Genomic DNA, 18,749 nt, shown 5'->3' with positions numbered 1-18,749 from the left:
CGCTACCCTATCTCGAAGGCAGCGATAAAAATTTACTTGTTCATCATCAGCATTTCGTCGAGATTCTTGCGGCTGTTGCTGAGACGGGGAATCTTATGCTGACCACCCAGCTTGCCCTTGCTCTTGAGCCAATCGTTGAAGACTCCCGGTCTTGCCTTTACTATTTCCAGATGCTGGAGCGTAACGTCGTGGAATCGCTTAGCCTCATAGTCGCTGTTGATTTCCTGCAGTTTCCGGTCGAGCAGGCTGGCAAACTCGTCCAGGCTTTCCGGTTCCTTGGAGAATTCGATAAGCCACTGATGGCGGCATTTGGCGTTGCTGTCCATATAGACAGGAGCAGCCGTATATTCAGCCACCTGGGCACCCGTCTTCTCGCAGGCATAAGCCAGACCCTTCTCGGCATTATCCATAATCAGTTCCTCGCCAAAGGCATTGATGAAGTATTTGGTTCTGCCGGTAATGACAAACTTATATGGATTCTTGCTTGTAAACTGAACGGTATCACCAATCATGTAACGCCATAATCCACAGGAGGTTGTGATAACCATCGCATAGTTCTTGCCTATCTCCACATCCCATAGAGGTATGATGGTAGGATTGGCCTTGCCGAATTCATCCATAGGGATAAACTCGTAGAAGACGTCATAATCTATCATCAGGAGCATCGCCGGGTCGGATGGATCGCTCTGCAGTCCGAAGAAGCCTTCGCTGGCATTATAAGTCTCCATATAATGCATGTCAGGCGAAGTGATGAGCTGCTCATACTGCTTGCGATAAGGCGTAAAGGCAATACCACCGTGGAAGAAAACCTCCAGGTTTGGCCATACTTCCTCCAGATGCTTCTTGCCTGAAAGCTCCATGACGCGTACCAGAACGCTGAGCATCCAGCTAGGCACACCCGAGATATTCGTAACGTTCTTGTTCAGGGTTTCCTGCGCAATACGGTCGCGCTTCACCTCGAAGTCGCTCAGGAGAGCCGTTTCCTTCCTAGGCACACGCACCCAATTGGCAAGCGGATTGATGTTTTCGATGAGAATAGCGCTCAAATCGCCCACCAGACTGCCCGAAACATTATAGTTAGGCGAATGGCTACCGCCGAGAATCAGGCTCTTGCCGTCGAAAATCCTGCTTTTCGGATTATTACGCAGATAGAGCGCTACGGCATCAAATCCACCCGCATAATGAATACCATGCAAACCATCATGAGAAACAGGGATAAACTTACTCTTGTCGTTGGTAGTACCCGAAGATTTAGCATACCATTTCACGGTACCCGGCCACAGGATATCCTTTTCTCCATGGCGCATGCGGTCGATGTCCCCCTTCAGCTCCTCATAGGTGTTGACAGGCACATTCATCGCAAATTTCTCATAACTATTGGTAGTATTTAATAGATGCTTTACACCATATTCCGTATTCTTGCCCTTTTCAATAAGGCGCATGAGTGTATGATGCTGCAAATGTTCTGCATCATTAACATACTTCTCCAACTCCTTCTGTCGGGGTTTGAAGACATTACTTACTATCGTTGTTAAACTCATATCTAGATATATATACCTTATAAAGTAGATGCAAAATTAATTCAATCTTTTGATATAGAGAAAGTTTTTACTTTTTTTTAATACAAAAATCCAAGATAGATATATATGAGGAGAGAAACTGCAATAAAAGCCCTACCTGATGTATACAAAAAGACTCCCATAGATAAGTTTATATTACCTTTCTATGGGAGTCTTTTTCCGATATGTAAAGAGTTTATTCTTCAGCAAAAGCAGCCGCCTCGGCAGCTGCAATGATGTCTTCTCTAGACATCTCCTTAGGCTCTGCTGTAATATCGCTCAAGTCAAACTCGTCGCTATTGTTCTGTTCTACGACGGTTTCTGCCATTTCATTCTCCTCTGCAGCAGCCTTGTCCGAAAAAACCTCTTCCTTGAACACGCTGACGTGCTTCTCCTCTAGTTTTTTTTCGTCCAGATTCTGCGAGATGATGAAATTCTCCTGCACTTCTGTGCTAGGCACATTGAGCACAGGCTCTTCCTCCATCTTTGTACGGTTAGCCTTGGCAGCAAAGACCTCATCAATATACTGCGGTTTCTTGCGCAGGTTGTCTAAAGTTTCCTTAGAGGCAAACTGCTGGCTTTCTTTCTTGGAATATCCCTTGCCGATACCCCCTTTCACGCCTTCAATTTCCACCTGATAGGTGAACACAGGGCTTCCATTGTCATCTTTCTGCTGCTCAATCAATACATATTCAAGCTGTACGCGGTTTTTCTGGCTCCATTCGATAAGCTTGCTCTTGAAGTTAACCTCCTTGTAAGCCACCTTATCAATGTTTATCATTTGTGCCAGAATGCGATTCTTCATGAAAAACATGCATGCGTCATAACCGCGGTCCAGATAGATGGCACCAACCAAGGCTTCGAATGCATTTCCTCCCATATAGCTGTTATGAGAAGAACTGTGTCCGTTAGATAAAATCAGCTGATTGATACCCATCTCCTGCGCCAGCTTGTTGAGCGTGTCGCGCTGCACTAGCTTGCTTCGGGTATTCGTAAGGAATCCCTCACGCTTGCCAGGGAAGTGCTGGTATACGATGTCTCCTACTACAGCATCCAGAACAGCATCGCCCAGGAACTCCAGGCGCTCGTTATTCACCGGCTTACCCTTTGAATTGCGGCGCATGATGCTCTTGTGCATCAAGGCAAGCTTGTAATAACTGATATCGTGAGGATAGAAACCAAGGATTTCGTACAAAGAAAAATAAAGCTCTTTATCCTTGCGGAAAGAGAGCTTTATTCTATCTATAAAATTATTCAGCATACTTCTTGAATACTACACAGCAGTTGTGACCGCCGAATCCGAAAGTATTGCTCAATGCAGCACGAACTTCACGCTTCTGAGCTTTGTTGAAGGTAAAGTTCAAGTTGTAGTCGAGCTCTGGATCGTCATCACCCTCTTCGTGGTTGATAGTAGGAGGAACGATATCGTTCTTCACACTAAGAACACAAGCCATAGCCTCTACTGCACCGGCAGCACCGAGGAGGTGACCAGTCATTGACTTGGTAGAACTGATGTTAAGCTTGTAAGCTGCATCACCGAAGACAGCCTTGATAGCCTTAGCCTCAGAGATATCACCTACGTGGGTAGATGTACCGTGAACATTGATATAGTCAATGTCCTCTGGCTTCAGATTGGCATCAGCCAATGCGCGCTCCATAACGAGCTTAGCACCGAGACCCTCAGGATGAGAAGCTGTGATGTGATAAGCATCAGCACTCTCGCCCTCGCCTACCATCTCAGCATAGATCTTCGCACCACGAGCCTTAGCGTGCTCCAGTTCCTCGAGAATCAAGCAACCAGCACCTTCGCCCATGATAAATCCATCACGGCTTGCGCTGAATGGACGTGAAGCATGCTCAGGATCATCATTACGTGTTGACAATGCATGCATAGCATTGAAACCACCCACGCCACAAGCGCAGATAGCAGCCTCGGCACCACCGCTCACGATGATGTTTGCCTTGCCCAGACGAATCAGGTTGAAGGCATCAGCCAATGCGTTGCTTGAAGAAGCGCATGCAGATGTAGTAGTGTAGTTTGGTCCGTGGAATCCGAAGTGGATTGAAATCTGACCAGAAGCGATATCTGCAATCATCTTTGGGATGAAGAATGGATTGAACTTAGGACCATTCTCCTCGTGAGTACCGTAGTACTTCACCTCATCCTCGAAAGTCTTGATACCACCGATACCTACACCGAATACAACGCCAACGTTGTCCAAGTCTTCCTTCTCAAGATCAATTTCAGCGTCCTTTACACCCTGCATGGCAGCAATCATAGCCAACTGGGTATAACGGTCAAGCTTGCGAGCTTCCTTACGATCAATCCAATCATTGATGTTCAGGTCTTTAACCTCGCAAGCGAACTTGGTCTTGAAAAGGGTTGTATCGAAATGAGTAATAGGAGCAGCACCGCTCTTTCCAGCAAGAAGGTTATTCCAGGTTTCCTCTGGATTATTACCTACTGGAGTCACAGCACCGAGACCTGTTACAACAACTCTCTTTAATTCCATTTATAAAATTTTAGTGCTAAATTACTTAGCGTTCTCCTCGATGTAAGCGATAGCGTCACCTACAGTAGCAATCTTCTCAGCCTTATCGTCTGGAATAGAAATAGAGAACTCCTTCTCGAATTCCATGATCAACTCTACTGTATCCAATGAATCTGCACCGAGATCGTTTGTGAAGCTTGCCTCTGGCTTTACTTCTGCCTCATCAACACCGAGCTTATCAACGATAATTGCCTTTACTTTGCTTTCAATTTCTGACATAATTGTAACCTTTAAAATGTTTATAAATTAATTTCTAATTAAAAATCTGAGTGCAAAGGAACACTTTTTTTTTGAGATAAACAAATATTTTGGCGAAAAAAGTGACTTTCGGTGCACAATCACCCCTAAATTGTGCATTAATTTGGTCTTTTTTCGCTTTTTTGTTGGCTCTTTGAGAGAAATTTGTTACTTTTGTGCAGTATTTAATTAAACATTTCAAACCATATGACATTTACAGAAAACGCTAACAGGATTTTTAATCAGGCGATAGCTGATTATCACATCAAAGACAATATTGATACTCCTATCAATAATCCGTTTGCCGAAGGTACCATCGAGAACCGTCTCTACCTCAAGTGCTGGATTGATACCGTACAGTGGCATTTCGAGGATATCATCCGCGATCCGCAGATTGATCCTGCTGAAGCGCTCGTCTTGAAGCGCCGTATCGACAAGAGCAATCAGGACCGTACTGACCTCGTGGAGCAGATTGACTCTTACTTCCGTGAGACTTATAAGGACGTAAAGGTACATCCGGATGCGCGCATCAATACCGAGAGTCCGGCATGGGCTGTTGACCGCCTGAGCATCCTCGCCCTCAAGATTTATCACATGAAGGAGCAGGTAGACCGTCCTGAGGCTTCTGCTGAGCACAAGGCTAAGTGCCAGGCTAAGCTCAACGTGCTGCTCGAACAGCAGGTAGACCTTTCTACAGCCATCGACCAGCTCCTGGAAGATATCGAGGCGGGAAGAAAGTACATGAAGGTATATCGCCAGATGAAGATGTACAACGACCCTTCTACCAATCCGGTTCTCTACAACCAGAAATAAAACAGGAGGAGGATGAGGGAGAGCTATTTCTCCCCATTCCCACCTTATTATATATATAAAGAAGAAAAAACAAATGAAGACAGAGCATATACTTGTTATAAGATTCTCGGCCATGGGCGATGTTGCCATGACCGTACCTGTGATATATTCGCTGGCCAGACAATATCCACATGTCAGGATAACAGTGCTCAGTCGTCCATTCGCCCGCTCATTCTTCGAAGACCTCGCCCCTAACGTAGGCTTCATGGAGGCAGACATCAAGGGCGAATACAAAGGCGTAACGGGCTTGAATGCATTGTATCGCCGACTCATCGCCAAGCAGTTCACGGCGATAGCCGACCTGCATAGCGTATTGCGCTCCAGCTATCTGCGCATGCGTTTCAATCTAGCCAATTTCAAGGTGGCACACATCGACAAGCATCGCAGCGGCAAGCGCAAGCTGGTAGCATCTTCCGGCAAGAAACTGCAGCAGCTGTCTAGCTCCTTCCAGAATTATGCAGATGTTTTTGCACAGTTAGGCTATCCCGTCAAGATGGAATTTACATCCATCTTCGGCGAAGGAAAAGGTAATCTCGCCAGCCTGCCACAGGAAGTTTTCAGAGCTGGAGACAGCGTTATCAGTCTGGAAAACAAGCACATAACCGAACCTTGGATAGGCATCGCTCCGTTTGCTGCACACGAAGGCAAGATTTATCCCGTACAGCTGATGGAAAAAGTTATCCAGCAACTTATCCACAATCATCCCCACTGCCATATCTTCCTCTTCGGAGGAGGCAAAAACGAGACTCCGGTCATGGATAAATGGGCAGAAGACTATAAGCAGGTAGTGAATGCTTCCTCCCATCTGGGCGGTCTGCAGCAGGAACTAATCCTGATGAGCCATCTCCACGTCATGCTGAGCATGGATAGTGCCAATATGCATCTGGCTTCGCTCGTCAATACTCCTGTCGTTAGCGTCTGGGGAGCCACTCATCCTTACGCTGGCTTCATGGGATGGCATCAGAGCCCCGACAATGCCGTTCAACTCGACCTGCCTTGCCGTCCTTGCAGCATCTACGGCAACAAGCCATGCATGCGCGGCGACTTTGCCTGCATGAAGAATATATCTCCCGAACTGATTATCGAAAAAATAGAAAACGTATTCAAGCAGAAATCCTGACCGGTTTCTGCTTTTTTGTTTATACACGAAAAACCGTTGATAAGTGTACGGAAAACCCTATTCATAACTTTTTAATAACTTCGTAAATATCCACAGCCCCCATGTCATGAATGTGAAAATAGGGATATCCACAGGGTTATTAATAAGTTTTTAGAAACTTTTTCGCACTTTTTGAGCGGAAAAAGATATAAACTTATTAACTTTGCAGCGAATTGGGGAAATGTTGATAAAACGGTTAAGGCATTAAGAGCCAGGAAAAAGATTTCCATTACCCGTGCTCATAACTGACAGGAAGACTTGGATAACGGAAACAGCAAATATCCGGACTGTTTTTTATCCACTTATCCACGTCATATCATCATCCTAATAATTCCTTTTTAAAAATTAGAAATAAAGAAATATAAATATGAATGTTATGGTGAAAAAAGAATGGATTGAGAAAGGATACGTTGACGAACCCGTTGACGAAGCCTTAGACTTGAAAGCTGAAATCAAGAAACTCTGTAAGGAGAAGGATGCTATCATCCTGGCGCACTACTATACCGTAGGCGAGATTCAGGACATTGCCGACTTCGTGGGCGATTCCCTGGCGCTGGCACGCAAGGCTGCCGAGACCGATGCCAAGGTGATGGTGATGTGTGGTGTTCATTTCATGGCTGAGACCTGCAAGCTCCTGAGCCCTGACAAGACCGTGCTCTGCCCAGACCTCAATGCCGGCTGCTCGCTTGCCGACAGCTGCAAGGCTGAGGATTTGAAGAAGTACAAGGAGGAGCATCCTGGATATAAGGTGGTGAGCTATGTCAACACTACCGCTGCCGTGAAGGCGCTGACCGATTGTGTGGTGACCAGCGGCAATGCCAAGAAGGTGATTGATGCCTTCCCGCAGGACGAGAAGATCATCTTCGGTCCTGATTACAACCTGGGCAACTATATCAACAGCGTGACGGGCAGGAACATGCTGCTCTGGAATGGTGGCTGCCATGTGCATGAGAAGTTCTCTGTAGAGGCTATCATCCAGTTGAAGCAGGAGCATCCTGATGCCGTCGTGATGGCCCACCTGGAGTGCAAGGCGCCTGTGCTTGCCGTAGCCGATGTGAAGGGTTCTACAGCCACCATGCTTCATTATGCCCAGGAGCATCCGGAAATCAAGGAGTATATCATCGCCACAGAGGCTGGTATCCTGCACGAGCTGGAGCGCAACTGTCCTTCCGTAGTCTTCTATCCTGTTCCGCCGGAGGTTAGCGAGGGTGGAGTAGGCTGCAGCTGCAATGAGTGCGAATATATGAAGATGAACTCATTGAAGAAGATCTACAATAGCCTGAAGTTCGGCTGGCCTACGGTAGAAGTGGCTCCGGAAATAGCCAAGGATGCCGTCAAGCCTATCGAGAAGATGCTTTCCCTCTCATAAGACCCGGAAGTTCCGTTCCGTGAATGATCTGCATTTTTGGAACGGAACTCTTTAACCATTAGATAAACAACAAAACAACTTAGGTATGGATGCAAGATTAATCACTCCAATCCTGGCTTTATGCTGCCTGCCTTTGTCGGCGAAAGTATATACCGTCCAATCATTATTGGGCGATATGGTTGTTAACATCCATGTGGATAAGTCGATAACCTGGGATATCACCAAGGGGAAAACCCAGGTTCTGAAACCTTCCGCTATCTCCTTACAGACTGATAGACAGATCTTTGGCGTCAATCCGAAGGTGCGCAAGGCTACCGTTCATAATTATAAGAACGATGATACGGGCGGCTATCAGCAGCTGCTCCTTTCCTGCAACGGATATGATGTGGAATTCCGCGTTTTCCTGAATGCTGCAGCCTATCGCATCATCCCTAAGAAGACAATCAATAAGGTGGTGAATGAAACTTCCGAATATCGCTTTGCCGGCAACTATCAGAGTTTCGTACCTTATGTGAATGATAACCGTGAAGGAGAGCGCTGGTGCTATTCCTTCGAGTCCTATTATGACGAGGCTCCGCTGTCCAGAATGTATCAGGATTCCCTCGCCATCACGCCTCTAGCCGTCTGTCTGCCTGAAGGAAAGAAGGCCGTGGTCATGGAGGCTGATGTGGAAAACTATCCGGGCATGTATCTCCTGAAGGGTGCGTCTTCTTCAGAATATTCGCTGCAGGCTGCCTTCCCTCCTTATCCTTTAAAGGAGAAGATAGGTGGATACAACCGCCTGAACCTGGTCCCTACAGAGCGTGCCGGCTATATCGCAGAAAAGGTAACCCGTCTGCCTTGGCGCATCGTGCTCGTAACCGATGAAGACAAACAGCTGGTAGGCAATGATATTGCCCGACAGCTGGGACCTCAGTGCAGAATCAAGGATACATCGTGGATAAAGCCGGGAAAAGTGGCTTGGGACTGGTGGAACAACACCAATATCACGGGCGTGGATTTCCGTGCCGGCATCAATACCGATACCTATAAGTATTTTGTGGATTTTGCCCGCAAGAACGGCTTGGAATATATCATCATCGATGAAGGCTGGAGCGATCCCGAAGACCTGCTCATCTTCTCCGACAAGATGGATATGGCGGGCATCATCAACTATGCCAAGCAGAATGGGGTAGGAGTGATTCTCTGGTCTTCATGGCGCAATCTCATCCAGCGCGGTCATGAGAAGATGGAAGAAATCATGAAGCATTACGGCGATATGGGCGTCAAGGGATTCAAGGTTGATTTCTTTGACCGTGACGACCAGAAGGCTATCAATTCCGTATACGAGGTGGCTGAATGTGCTGCCAGACATCATCTTCTGCTCGACCTTCATGGCATGCGGCCGTTTGGCGTACAGTTTGCCTATCCCAACATCGTGAATTTCGAGGGCGTGAAGGGTTTGGAGAATTCCAAGTGGGAGCCTCGTGTGGGCGATGGTCCTCTGCACGACCAGCCTCGCTATGACGTGACGATTCCATATCTCCGTGCCCTGCCGGGCAGTTTCGACTATACGCCTGGAGCCATGGTGAATGCCGTCCGTTCGCAGTTCTTCGGCAACAACGACCATCCGATGAGCCAGGGCACCAGAGTGCATCAGATGGCGATGTATACTATCTTTGATGCTCCTTTGCAGATGCTTGCCGACAGTCCTACGAAGTATATGCAGAATCAGGAGTGTACCGATTTCATAGCCCAGATACCGACGGTTTATGACCAGGTGGTGCCATTGGACGGCAAACTGGGCGAATACGTGGTTGTAGCCAAGAGAAAGGGCAGCAGATGGTATATTGCAGCGATGAACAACTGGCAGGCTCGTGACCTCACCATCGACCTCTCTCCATTGCTGAAGCTGAACGGAAAGACCAACCGTCCTGAAAAGCTGAGCGGCAAGGCGAACATTTTTGCCGACGGCATCAATGCCGACCGTGAAGCCACAGACTATAAACATACTTACCAGCAGATCAGTGCCGGCGATAAGCTTCAGATACATCTGGCTCCAGCAGGTGGCTGGACAGCCATCGTAGAGTAAATAAAAGGGTCTATACGTCACCCGTTCATCGTGGCATTTAGACCCTTTTTCTATTGTTTTGCCCCACACGCCCTGGGCTAGGAGCTTTTGGGCCTTCAGCCCGGAAGGCAAACATAAGACCAAAACTGAAACAGCACAACGATTGCTGGCAATGGGACTTTCTGCCGAACAGGTTTCCAAAGCTACCCAGCTACCTTTGGAAATCATTAAGAAATAAATATACCAACTGAGATGTAGATACTAATTGTAAATTATTAATTGTTTCCATCTTTCTTCCGATTGGCGCCTATATCTTCCGATTGATGGTGTGAAGGAGAGGTTGATGCCTTTCTCCTAATCACCTGCAAAAGTACGACTTTTTTTTGATACCACCAAATTTCGGGTTGTGATAAGGGCCGATTTTCAGTAGTTTTCAAATTGTAAGTTGGTTAATAATTACAAGTCATAGTTTTGAGAGAAGAAAAACATAGAGTTGCGGAGCAGAAAACATAGAGTTATGGAAAAGAAAACATAGAGTTGTGGAAAAAAAACTGTAAATCAGGAGAATCAGGATATTCCGTAAAGATCCCCGATTTATTATTTCAATTTCAGTTATTTCAGTTATTTCAGTTTTCAGCGCCTTAGTACTTTTCTCTTTATAGTAGTATCTTATATATATATATATATATATAAATAAGATATATAATTTACTTACAATTCGTAACTACATATCTAACATATAGGGGCACGCTGAAAACTGAAATAACTGAAATAACTGAAATTGAGATAAGGTTTGGAGTATTTGGCCCTATAAGCCAGCCTTCTTGCTCTACAGACCCCTTGTATGTGGTCTCAAGAACGGGCTGAAGGCCCAGAAGCAGTGCACAAGGCGTCCTGAAAACCCTGGGCGCCGTCCTTTATTAACAAAATGTACGGTAAATATTGTCGGAAAAAGAAAAGAGAGTATCGATAAAGGTGGTAAAAACTGGTTGATAGGTGGTAAAAACTATTTTCTTTTATATAAAACAATATTTTTAACATCCTGAAAAGACAAAATTTACGATATTGGTAATCCGAAATGTTGTATCTTTGCATCAGTTAAAACAAACGGACGTTGTGAAACGTCTTTTCATCATCTTTTACTTATACAAATAAAATTAGAAAGTTTAATCTAATTATAAAAAAGAGTGCTCAAGTGATTGAGTGCTCTTTTTTTTTATTTCCTGTAAATGGTTTCATATTCGCGAGCCACCTTTATATAATGGTGGTGCTTTTCTATATATTCCATACTTTGCTTTTTTAACAGAGGTATCCGCTCTGGATGCAGGATGAGTTTTTCCAGTTCTCCGTAGACACTCTCGTAGCTGGGCTCTACGTTGATGATGGGACGAAGCTGGGTTTCATGAAGAATCTCGTAGTTTTCCGGTTCTCCACCTCCTATGCAGATGATGCCTCTGGACATCGCTTCCAGCGGATTCATGGAGGGAGTGTAGCTGTAAAGCTGGTCGAGGATGGCATCGCTCCCGTTCATCATCCTTACGTATTCGCGGAAGGGCAGGTTTTCTGCCTGGCGCAGTTCCATCCTGTTGGGATATTTTTCTGCTATCGCCTGGGCAGCCTTCAGCATGATGTCAGTACCCTTATATTCGCTCCGGCTTCTGTTGATGCCGATGAAAACCCTTACCTTATCACTATCCTCCTGAGTCGGTTCCAGGTCATGGGGCTTGATGGGGAGAGGGATAAAGGTGGTCTTTGCGGGGAATTTCGGGTGATAGCATGCCCAGTATTCATAGAGTCCCGTCACGATGCCGTCGCACTCGCCGGCTATGATTCTGTTGAGTCTTTCCTTCTCCGTGCCCAGCCAGTCTTTCCTTTCCTTCAGGGCGTCAGCGTTGGTCCGCAGGGTCTCTCCCATATTGAAATCGCTGTATCTCAGCGGTTGGTCGTTGCAGCAGCCACTCACCCAATAATAGTCCATCCCGAAACCGCCCAGGATGATCTTCCCGTTGTGCCGTTTCAGATAGCGGTAGACGGGTAGGATGCGCTCTGCCTTCAACTCGAGAAACATGGGATTGATGAGCTGTACGACATCATATCCGCGAAGCTTGGGCAACAGCGCATACAACCGTGCCATATACGCTATTCCGCCCCATTTCCCGGGCTTCCTGACCAGGTCGATATCCCGCGGATAGTTCTTCCAGAAGTCGCCGTTAGAGAGCACGGTAACCTGATGCCCCAGCTGTCGGAGTCCTTCGGCAAGTGTGGCATGAACGTTGCTGTATTCTCCCATGAGTAGTATTTTCATATCCTATGAATCTAAAAATGTATTTTTATCCCTTCAGCTGGGGCAGGGTCATGACCATGAGTCTTCTGCCCACCTTGCTTCTTATCGCCTTGCAGAACAGCTGGTATTTCTTGGTGTATTTCTTGTCTGGAAGCGGATAGAGCCCCTTGTCGTGGAGCCGCTTCATGGCATCTTCCAGATGACGGGTGCTGCGGGTGAGCAGGATAGTGTTGTAGAGATAGTCCATGGTGAGCTGGGCTATTCTGCGGTTGAGGGCCACTCTCTCCGTATCAGACAGTAGCGCCGCCTTCTCCTGCAGATGGCAGATGACGAGCTCGGTATCGGCGAGTCGCCTCAGATTGTGGCGCATATTCTCCTTCTGATGCATGATGGAGTCTTTCCTCGTGCGGTAGAAATATGCCCTGGCATCGGTGGTGATGACTCTTTCAGCCTTCAGGAAGAGGAGCGGGGTGAATTCCTCGTCCTCGTGCAGGATGCCCGGGGTGAAGCGCTGGTTCTGCAGGATATCTCTCCTGAAGACATAGCTGCAGGCTGAACCCCGCAAGTTGTTGTTGTGCAGGAAGATACTGCCGCTAACCGGTTCGGTATATGAATAAGGTACCTCCTTAATCTCCTTATCCGTCAATTCGAAATATACGATGTCGGGGTTGTGATATCTCACCAAATCGAGACAGTGTTCATAGCCCCGCTGGAGCAGATAGTCATCGCCGTCAATAAACTGCAGAAATTTGCCGGTAGCTATCTTGATGCCCGTGTTCCGGGCTATCGACAAGCCCTGGTTGCGCTGGCGCAGATAGATGAAATCGTCCTGATAGTCCATCAGGTCGTGGATGGGCGAGAGGTCGCTTCCATCGTCGACGATGATGATTTCGCGCTCCTTTGGATTGAGCGAGAGCTGCAGGATGCTTTTCAGGCAGAATTCCAGATATTCTGACGGCAGGTTGTAGGTGGTGATGATGAAACTTACCAGTGGCATCTGAGCTTTCTGCCCAGACAGAGAATTTGATGTATAAGATGATTGACTTTGCATAATCGTTGATAACCTAATATTTTAAGAAGTTGAAGTTTAAACGGATGGATTCCTTTATCTATCCCGGCAAGATATTCCACGAGGGGCGGGGAAGGTTCCAGCTTCCCGGAAACGTCGTAGAGATCGAGCATGATGTTCAGTATCTGCGCCATATAGTCCTGCAGCTGTTCTCCGTATTGCTGCATATAGGCGGGATGCGCCTTGAACCGGTGCATGATGCTGGTCAGGATGCGGATATGGGCATCGTATAATGATTTCAAATCCCCATATTTTGCCTGGGCTGTGATGCCCCGACTGTTCCAGTGATAGACGTATTTCCCTATATCCGTGACCCTGATGACGGGGAAGGCTTTTTCGTCCTTCCTGTCAGAAACCAGTCTTATCAGCAGCGGGGTGGTCCATGCGTCTTCGAAGGTCCTGCCCTTGGGAAATTCTACGTCGTCGAAGAGATGGCGCCTGTAGATCTTATTCCAGGCATAGGTATGCTGATATCCCCTTTCGGCAAACCAGTAGTCCAGCGGATTCTGATATTCGGCAGGCGTGAAGGTGAGTTCTGACTGTCTCTTCCGGTTGCCGTATCTCTCTGATACAGAATACTCCAGAATGTCGACATGGGGATGCTTCCCGATTTCCTGAATCAGGTTTTCCAGGGTGTTATCCACCATCGTATCATCGCTATCCACAAAGGTGATATATTCTCCCCGTGCCTTTCTGATTCCGGCATTGCGGGCATCGCTCAAGCCTCCGTTTTCCTTGTGAATCACCCTGATGCGGGCATCTTTCCGGGCATATTCATCGCAGAGCTGGGGACTGCCGTCGTCTGATCCATCGTCTACGAGAATCATCTCATAGTCGGTGAATGATTGCTGCAGGATACTCTCCAGGCATCTTTCCAGGGTATCCTGCGTGCGATATACGGGTATGATAATGCTCAGTTTCATGACTTTCTGATGTTTGCTATGATGATGAATGGAAGCGACATGCTGAAATAGGAGATGTCGTATGTGGGACTGAACAGCTGGTAGTTGCCCGATGTTGCCATATTGATGATGAACGTGACGGCGGTGAGGAGGAAGAGTCCGTAGCCTATGTTGCCATACAGTCTTCTTCTGCTGTCCTGCCAGCTGAATGCGAGATAGATCATGACAGGTATCAGCAGGAGGATGCCCGACAGGCTGCCCTGGCGGGTCTGCAGGACGAAGGGATTGTATTCGAAGAACAGCAGACTCTTCATATCCCACAGCAGGAAGGGGAGAAACGTGAGGCTGAATGTCAGGAAAATTCCCAATAAAAAGCTTGTTTTCCTCCGAAGGTTTAATGAAAGGAAGGGGCGCAGCAGGAAGATGAAGAACGGAATGGCGACTGCCAACCGCGTGCTGAGCAGCATTCCCAGCAGGAGGGAAAAGAGTACGGGACGGGTGGATAAACCAGCCTGCTTTATCAGCAGCAGGTTGATGACTGCCAGCACCAGTAGGAAGTTTGCCATCAGGTCGCTCCTGACGAATATCTCGTATAGGAAGGCTGGAGAATAGAGCAGACACGCTAGGAAACAGAGTGTTGCCCTGTTGCCATACAGGCGTTTGACGGTATATAGCGTGAAGGCTAAGACCGCAAAAATGGAGAGTCCTACATTGTTGAGATAATAGAACGGGATGTGCAGAAACTGCCAGACGGGGAAGGGAGATCCGTAGCCGCCCAGATGGGTTGGAGCCATATAGGGGTATCTGCCATGCACCTGATAATTGATGAAATTGTGGATTGCCGACCATCTGTCTACCTGTATCTGATAGGGGTCGATGAGATATTGCATGCCTGCCAAAACGAGGATGAAGCCGAGGATGGCGAACCAGAGGCTGCGACTGCCCACATGCCCTACACGAGCAGCAAGACGGGGGAGAAGCAGACCGGCAAGAAGGTAGGCAGAAAGCACCAGAAGGGTGACAGAGAGGCTTATCCTCATCAGATACTTCGTGATGAACAAAGCATTGATGAGAAAATAGAGCACATATAGAATATATGTATTTATATCTTTTATCTGATGATTGCAATTTTGCATACTGTTCCTTGATTACCTTCGTTTGTTGCCGTTTCTACCATATAGATACCGCTAGCCACTTTTTCTCCCTTCCTGTTTCTGCCGTCCCAGGTATAGGAGCCTCCGTTGCTTTTGCCCTGGTTTACGAGGACACCGTTGGAAGTGACAATCTTGACATCTGCCTGGAATGACAATCCGGTGATGGTGATGAGTCCCGTATAATCAGGTTTCACGGGGTTAGGATAGGCCCAGACATTGCCACTGGTCATTTCGTCATTGGTCTTGCTGGCGTTGCTCATATAGGAGCAGAGACCCTTGTCGGTGCCGAAGAATACCTCGCCGGTGGCATCGTTGATGGCTATCGACTCGATGTTGTCAGAGAGCAGAGGACTGTTGCCCGACGTGAAATGATGGATTTCCTCCATATTGTCGTCGCTGATGAGATAGACACCGTTGCTGCTGGTTCCAAACCATTTTCTGTTGCCCTCATCGATGGCGATGGCGCTGATGCTTACGCCTCCCAGCAGATAGTCGGCAAAATTGGTACCGTCGTTTCTCGGAATCTTCACCTGCGTCAATACCGGGGATTCCTGGGTTGTTTCCTTCTTTTCTATCAGTATCGGACCCGCATCCGTTGCCAGCCAGATGTTGTGTAACCGGTCTTCCTTGATATCCTTCAGCCAATAAGTTGTAAACTTAGTTTCATCCTCATTGATGAAATTGGTGGTAGAATACAGCTTGTTGTTCGTCATGTCATATCTGAAGAATGCCGGATTCTGCCAGTTGTCGTTGCTGAACCACAGGATGTTCCTGCTGTCTATCAGCAGATGGCTCATGTTGGGCAATGTAGATAACTCGTTCTGCGAAAGCGCCGTCCAGATTCCGTCCTGATAGGTGAGCAGGTTCTTTTCCTTGTTCATGCTGTTGATGAGCCAGAGCTTGCCCTGGCTGTCGAACGTAAGGCCCTGCACGACCACGTAGTTCTTGTCTGAACCGAATACGGAAACCAGCGGACTGTTGTCGTAGCTGTAATGCTTGATGAATCTGCCATCGGCAAACTTGTAGAGTCCGGTTCTTCCGCATGCAAAAAGGGTATCGGGATGCAGCGGATTGAAATCGATGCAGTTGATGTCCATATAGGAAGGATTTCCGGCAGCCTCATGAAAATTGTCTTCATAGATGTTCCATTCCTGGTTGTCCAGAAGCTGGATGCAGCCTGGGCGTCGCATGTCCTGCATCACGTTATAGCCGCCTCCGCAGGTATATAGCTGTCCCCGGTCGAACTTCATGAATCCAAAGTAGTTATACTTCGGACCTCCCGGCTTCAGGGTGCTTACTATCTGCCTGAGTTCGCTCTTGTCTTCCTGCTTCCGGGCAGCATAATCTCCCACCCTGCTCCAGCTGCTCTTATCGAGCAGGTTGCTGGTGAGCGGGGCACGGTATTGTCCGCTCGCCTGGCTGTAGGCATAGATATACCGGTCTTTTATCTCGCACCAGTCAACCTTGAATCCGAGCTGATAGGTATCGCTGATTTCGCCATCTGCCACGTTCACCTTGACGATGCCGAAACCGTTGCTGAGATAGGCATATTTACCATATATATAGATATCGTTTACCGATTTATCGCCGGTGGTAGCAGCCGTATAGTAATCAGAAAGGTTCTGAACTTCGAAATTACTGCTGTTCATCAGGTCGATATTGGCATTTCTGTAGAGAATCAGCAGGCGTCCGGCAGCCTTGTTGTAGGCGATGTGCTGGATATCGCAGTCGCTCAGATAGTCTACCTTGCTGAAGGTCTGGATACTCTGGTCGTTCCTGTTGTAGACATATAGATTGTTGGAAGCCTGTACGAAAATCAGGTTTCCTGCGGGTTCTATCTCCTGCACTTCGCTATATGCCATATAGGCTTTCCAGTCGCCGATGGCAGCGAATGTGCGGTTGGATGCAACCTGCAGAATCAGGAACGTAAGGAGTATCAATATTTTCTTGCTCATATATCCAGATGTATATAATATAATAACTTATATATATTAAACAGAAAAATGCTGGGTTTATTGCCTGTGAGCCTTGCTTTTATTGGTAGACTCAGCAGCGGAAAGAGATGCTGGCAGAGCGGATAGAGACGGCAGCGCTTCAGCTTGCCGGCATAACTGATGATCCTGGAATAGCCCTGCAGTTCGGTTCTGAACTGATAGAGGGTGTGCAGGCTTTCCTCTGTCTTGCGGATAAACGACATGTTGCCGATAAAGTGTTCATAACCCAGTGGATTATCTACGTGTAGAATGGATATGTGGTTGTCTTTCAGGTTTTTACCCCATAGTACATCTTCATATCCATAGTGGATAAACCTTTCGTCGAAGGGATATCTGAGCATGATATTCCGCTTCACGATGAAGTTGGAGGTGTGGAAATCTGCATAGGGATTAGCCTGGCGCTGGAGATGATTTCCATTCTGCGTGCCGGCTGATTCGAAGATATATCGTAAGTTATACCTCAGCCGTTCTCTGGTTTCAGCATCCCGTTTTATCTGATAACCGCCATAGATAACATCGTTTTCCTTTTCTCTTTGATAATCGGCAAGATACTGCTGGCTGATAATGTTCATGTTGCTGTCGATAAACAGCAGCCAGGGATATTTTGCCTCCTGTGCCAGGAAATTCCGGATGGCAGCCCTGCCCACGTTTTCTTCTCTTTCGATATATCGGCAATGGGGGAGGGTGTTGATGATTCGGTTCTCCTCTACGGTTCCCTTATCGGTAGAACCATCATCGGCAACCAGGATTTCGTATTCGAAACAGGAGGATGATTCCTGGGAAGAAGAGCGGGTTTCCGAGGAAGAAGACAATAATGAAGCTTGAGCCTGTAAGGACTTTACAAGCTCAATACATACATTATTATATGTAGGGATTAATATCGAAAGGGTATTAATCATACCTTATTTCTTTTTCAGATATTCTGCCAGTTTAGCCACGGCTCTGGCTCTATGGCTGATGCCGTTCTTGATTTCCTCGCCCAGTTCGGCAAAGCTCTTGTCGTAGCCTTCAGGAACGAAAATAGGGTCGTAGCCGAAGCCTTCCGTGCCGTGCTTCTCGGTAGCGATAGAACCGTTTACGATGCCGTCAAACTGATGGATTTTCTTGATGCTGGTACATCCGCAAGGACATACATCCTGCTTCTCTATGTAGCAGATAACGGTACGGAAGCGAGCCTTTCTGTTCTCTTTCCCATTCAGTTCTCTCAACAGCTTGGCCATGTTAGCCTCGCTGTCGTGGTCGGTTCCCTCAGCATATCGGGCACTATGAACGCCCGGAGCACCATCCAGCGCCTCTACCTCCAGTCCGGTATCATCGGCAAAGCAGCTCAGATGATAATGGTCGTAAACATACTGTGCTTTCTGCAAAGCATTCTCTTCCAGTGTGTTTCCGGTTTCAGGAATGTCCACGTTGCATCCTATTTCCTTCAGCGAAACTACCTCGTAGTCGCTGCCCAGGATGTCGCGTATTTCCTGCAGTTTATGCTGGTTGTTGGTTGCAAATACTATCTTCATAATTTTCAATTTTTCAAATAATCTCTAACTAAGCAATCACTAATAAGAATAAGT

15 protein-coding genes and 1 pseudogene are annotated in these 18,749 nt (G+C 47.2%); 5 read left to right on the top strand and 11 right to left on the bottom strand.

The genetic code is table 11. The features are described 5' to 3' along the window. Positions 1-32 precede the first annotated feature (32 nt). From ACTQ53_RS12580 to ACTQ53_RS12565, 4 genes are all read right to left on the bottom strand, one after another. Positions 33-1,541 (bottom strand): GH3 auxin-responsive promoter family protein, encoded by a 1,509-nt coding sequence (locus ACTQ53_RS12580; protein ID WP_294971308.1) that lies wholly within the window; start codon positions 1,539-1,541, stop codon positions 33-35. A 214-nt stretch (positions 1,542-1,755) separates the two neighbouring features. Further along, positions 1,756-2,820: a ribonuclease III gene (gene rnc, locus ACTQ53_RS12575; protein ID WP_441933279.1), complete on the bottom strand. Its 1,065-nt coding sequence runs from the start codon at positions 2,818-2,820 to the stop codon at positions 1,756-1,758. Further along, the gene (fabF, locus tag ACTQ53_RS12570) at positions 2,810-4,072 is read right to left on the bottom strand and encodes a beta-ketoacyl-ACP synthase II (protein WP_118416262.1); all 1,263 of its coding nucleotides are present in this window, start codon (positions 4,070-4,072) and stop codon (positions 2,810-2,812) included. The genes rnc and fabF overlap by 11 nt, the downstream gene beginning before the upstream one ends. A 21-nt stretch (positions 4,073-4,093) precedes the next feature. Then, complete coding sequence (locus ACTQ53_RS12565) at positions 4,094-4,330, bottom strand: acyl carrier protein (protein WP_004342032.1); 237 nt, start codon at positions 4,328-4,330, stop codon at positions 4,094-4,096. A gap of 225 nt (positions 4,331-4,555) precedes the next feature. Here ACTQ53_RS12565 and ACTQ53_RS12560 point away from each other — a divergent pair, with 225 nt between their 5' ends. The 5 genes and pseudogenes from ACTQ53_RS12560 to ACTQ53_RS12540 all read left to right on the top strand — a co-directional run. Further along, the gene (locus ACTQ53_RS12560; protein ID WP_294971315.1) at positions 4,556-5,161 is read left to right on the top strand and encodes a DUF4254 domain-containing protein; all 606 of its coding nucleotides are present in this window, start codon (positions 4,556-4,558) and stop codon (positions 5,159-5,161) included. Positions 5,162-5,234: 73 nt separating this feature from the next. Next, positions 5,235-6,320 carry a glycosyltransferase family 9 protein gene (locus ACTQ53_RS12555; RefSeq protein ID WP_294971318.1) on the top strand — a complete coding sequence of 362 codons (1,086 nt, stop codon included), beginning with the start codon at positions 5,235-5,237 and terminating at the stop codon, positions 6,318-6,320. Between the two features lie 415 nt (positions 6,321-6,735). Further along, positions 6,736-7,728 (top strand): quinolinate synthase NadA, encoded by a 993-nt coding sequence (gene nadA / locus ACTQ53_RS12550; protein ID WP_217760003.1) that lies wholly within the window; start codon positions 6,736-6,738, stop codon positions 7,726-7,728. 85 nt (positions 7,729-7,813) lie between these two features. Next, positions 7,814-9,799 (top strand): glycoside hydrolase family 97 catalytic domain-containing protein, encoded by a 1,986-nt coding sequence (locus ACTQ53_RS12545; protein ID WP_441933275.1) that lies wholly within the window; start codon positions 7,814-7,816, stop codon positions 9,797-9,799. Between the two features lie 103 nt (positions 9,800-9,902). Further along, positions 9,903-10,016: pseudogene (locus ACTQ53_RS12540) on the top strand (Rpn family recombination-promoting nuclease/putative transposase); the annotation flags it as partial. Positions 10,017-10,994: 978 nt separating this feature from the next. Here ACTQ53_RS12540 and ACTQ53_RS12535 read toward each other — a convergent pair. From ACTQ53_RS12535 to ACTQ53_RS12505, 7 genes are read right to left on the bottom strand one after another with little or no spacing between them, the layout of a single operon-like run. Continuing rightward, positions 10,995-12,083: a glycosyltransferase family 1 protein gene (locus ACTQ53_RS12535; RefSeq protein ID WP_441933273.1), complete on the bottom strand. Its 1,089-nt coding sequence runs from the start codon at positions 12,081-12,083 to the stop codon at positions 10,995-10,997. A 25-nt stretch (positions 12,084-12,108) separates the two neighbouring features. Then, complete coding sequence (locus ACTQ53_RS12530; RefSeq protein ID WP_441933271.1) at positions 12,109-13,059, bottom strand: glycosyltransferase family 2 protein; 951 nt, start codon at positions 13,057-13,059, stop codon at positions 12,109-12,111. Beyond that, positions 13,047-14,054 (bottom strand): glycosyltransferase family 2 protein, encoded by a 1,008-nt coding sequence (locus ACTQ53_RS12525; protein ID WP_294969047.1) that lies wholly within the window; start codon positions 14,052-14,054, stop codon positions 13,047-13,049. Before ACTQ53_RS12525 ends, ACTQ53_RS12530 begins: the two co-directional genes overlap by 13 nt. Continuing rightward, complete coding sequence (locus ACTQ53_RS12520) at positions 14,051-15,169, bottom strand: hypothetical protein (protein WP_441933269.1); 1,119 nt, start codon at positions 15,167-15,169, stop codon at positions 14,051-14,053. The genes ACTQ53_RS12525 and ACTQ53_RS12520 overlap by 4 nt, the downstream gene beginning before the upstream one ends. After that, on the bottom strand, positions 15,145-17,142 hold the full coding sequence (porZ, locus tag ACTQ53_RS12515) for a type IX secretion system anionic LPS delivery protein PorZ (RefSeq protein WP_441933267.1): 1,998 nt from the start codon (positions 17,140-17,142) through the stop codon (positions 15,145-15,147). The genes ACTQ53_RS12520 and porZ overlap by 25 nt, the downstream gene beginning before the upstream one ends. Then, on the bottom strand, positions 17,139-18,080 hold the full coding sequence (locus ACTQ53_RS12510) for a glycosyltransferase family 2 protein (RefSeq protein WP_441933265.1): 942 nt from the start codon (positions 18,078-18,080) through the stop codon (positions 17,139-17,141). The genes porZ and ACTQ53_RS12510 overlap by 4 nt, the downstream gene beginning before the upstream one ends. A gap of 3 nt (positions 18,081-18,083) precedes the next feature. Further along, complete coding sequence (locus ACTQ53_RS12505; RefSeq protein WP_153124849.1) at positions 18,084-18,695, bottom strand: non-canonical purine NTP diphosphatase; 612 nt, start codon at positions 18,693-18,695, stop codon at positions 18,084-18,086. Positions 18,696-18,749 lie beyond the last annotated feature (54 nt).

Origin of the sequence: Prevotella sp. Sow4_E9_plate, assembly GCF_052116205.1 — a bacterium.
In the GTDB taxonomy this organism is placed as follows: Bacteria; Bacteroidota; Bacteroidia; order Bacteroidales; family Bacteroidaceae; genus Prevotella.
The sequence above is the reverse complement of the archived record's forward strand: the minus strand, read 5'-3'. Positions and strand labels throughout refer to the sequence as shown.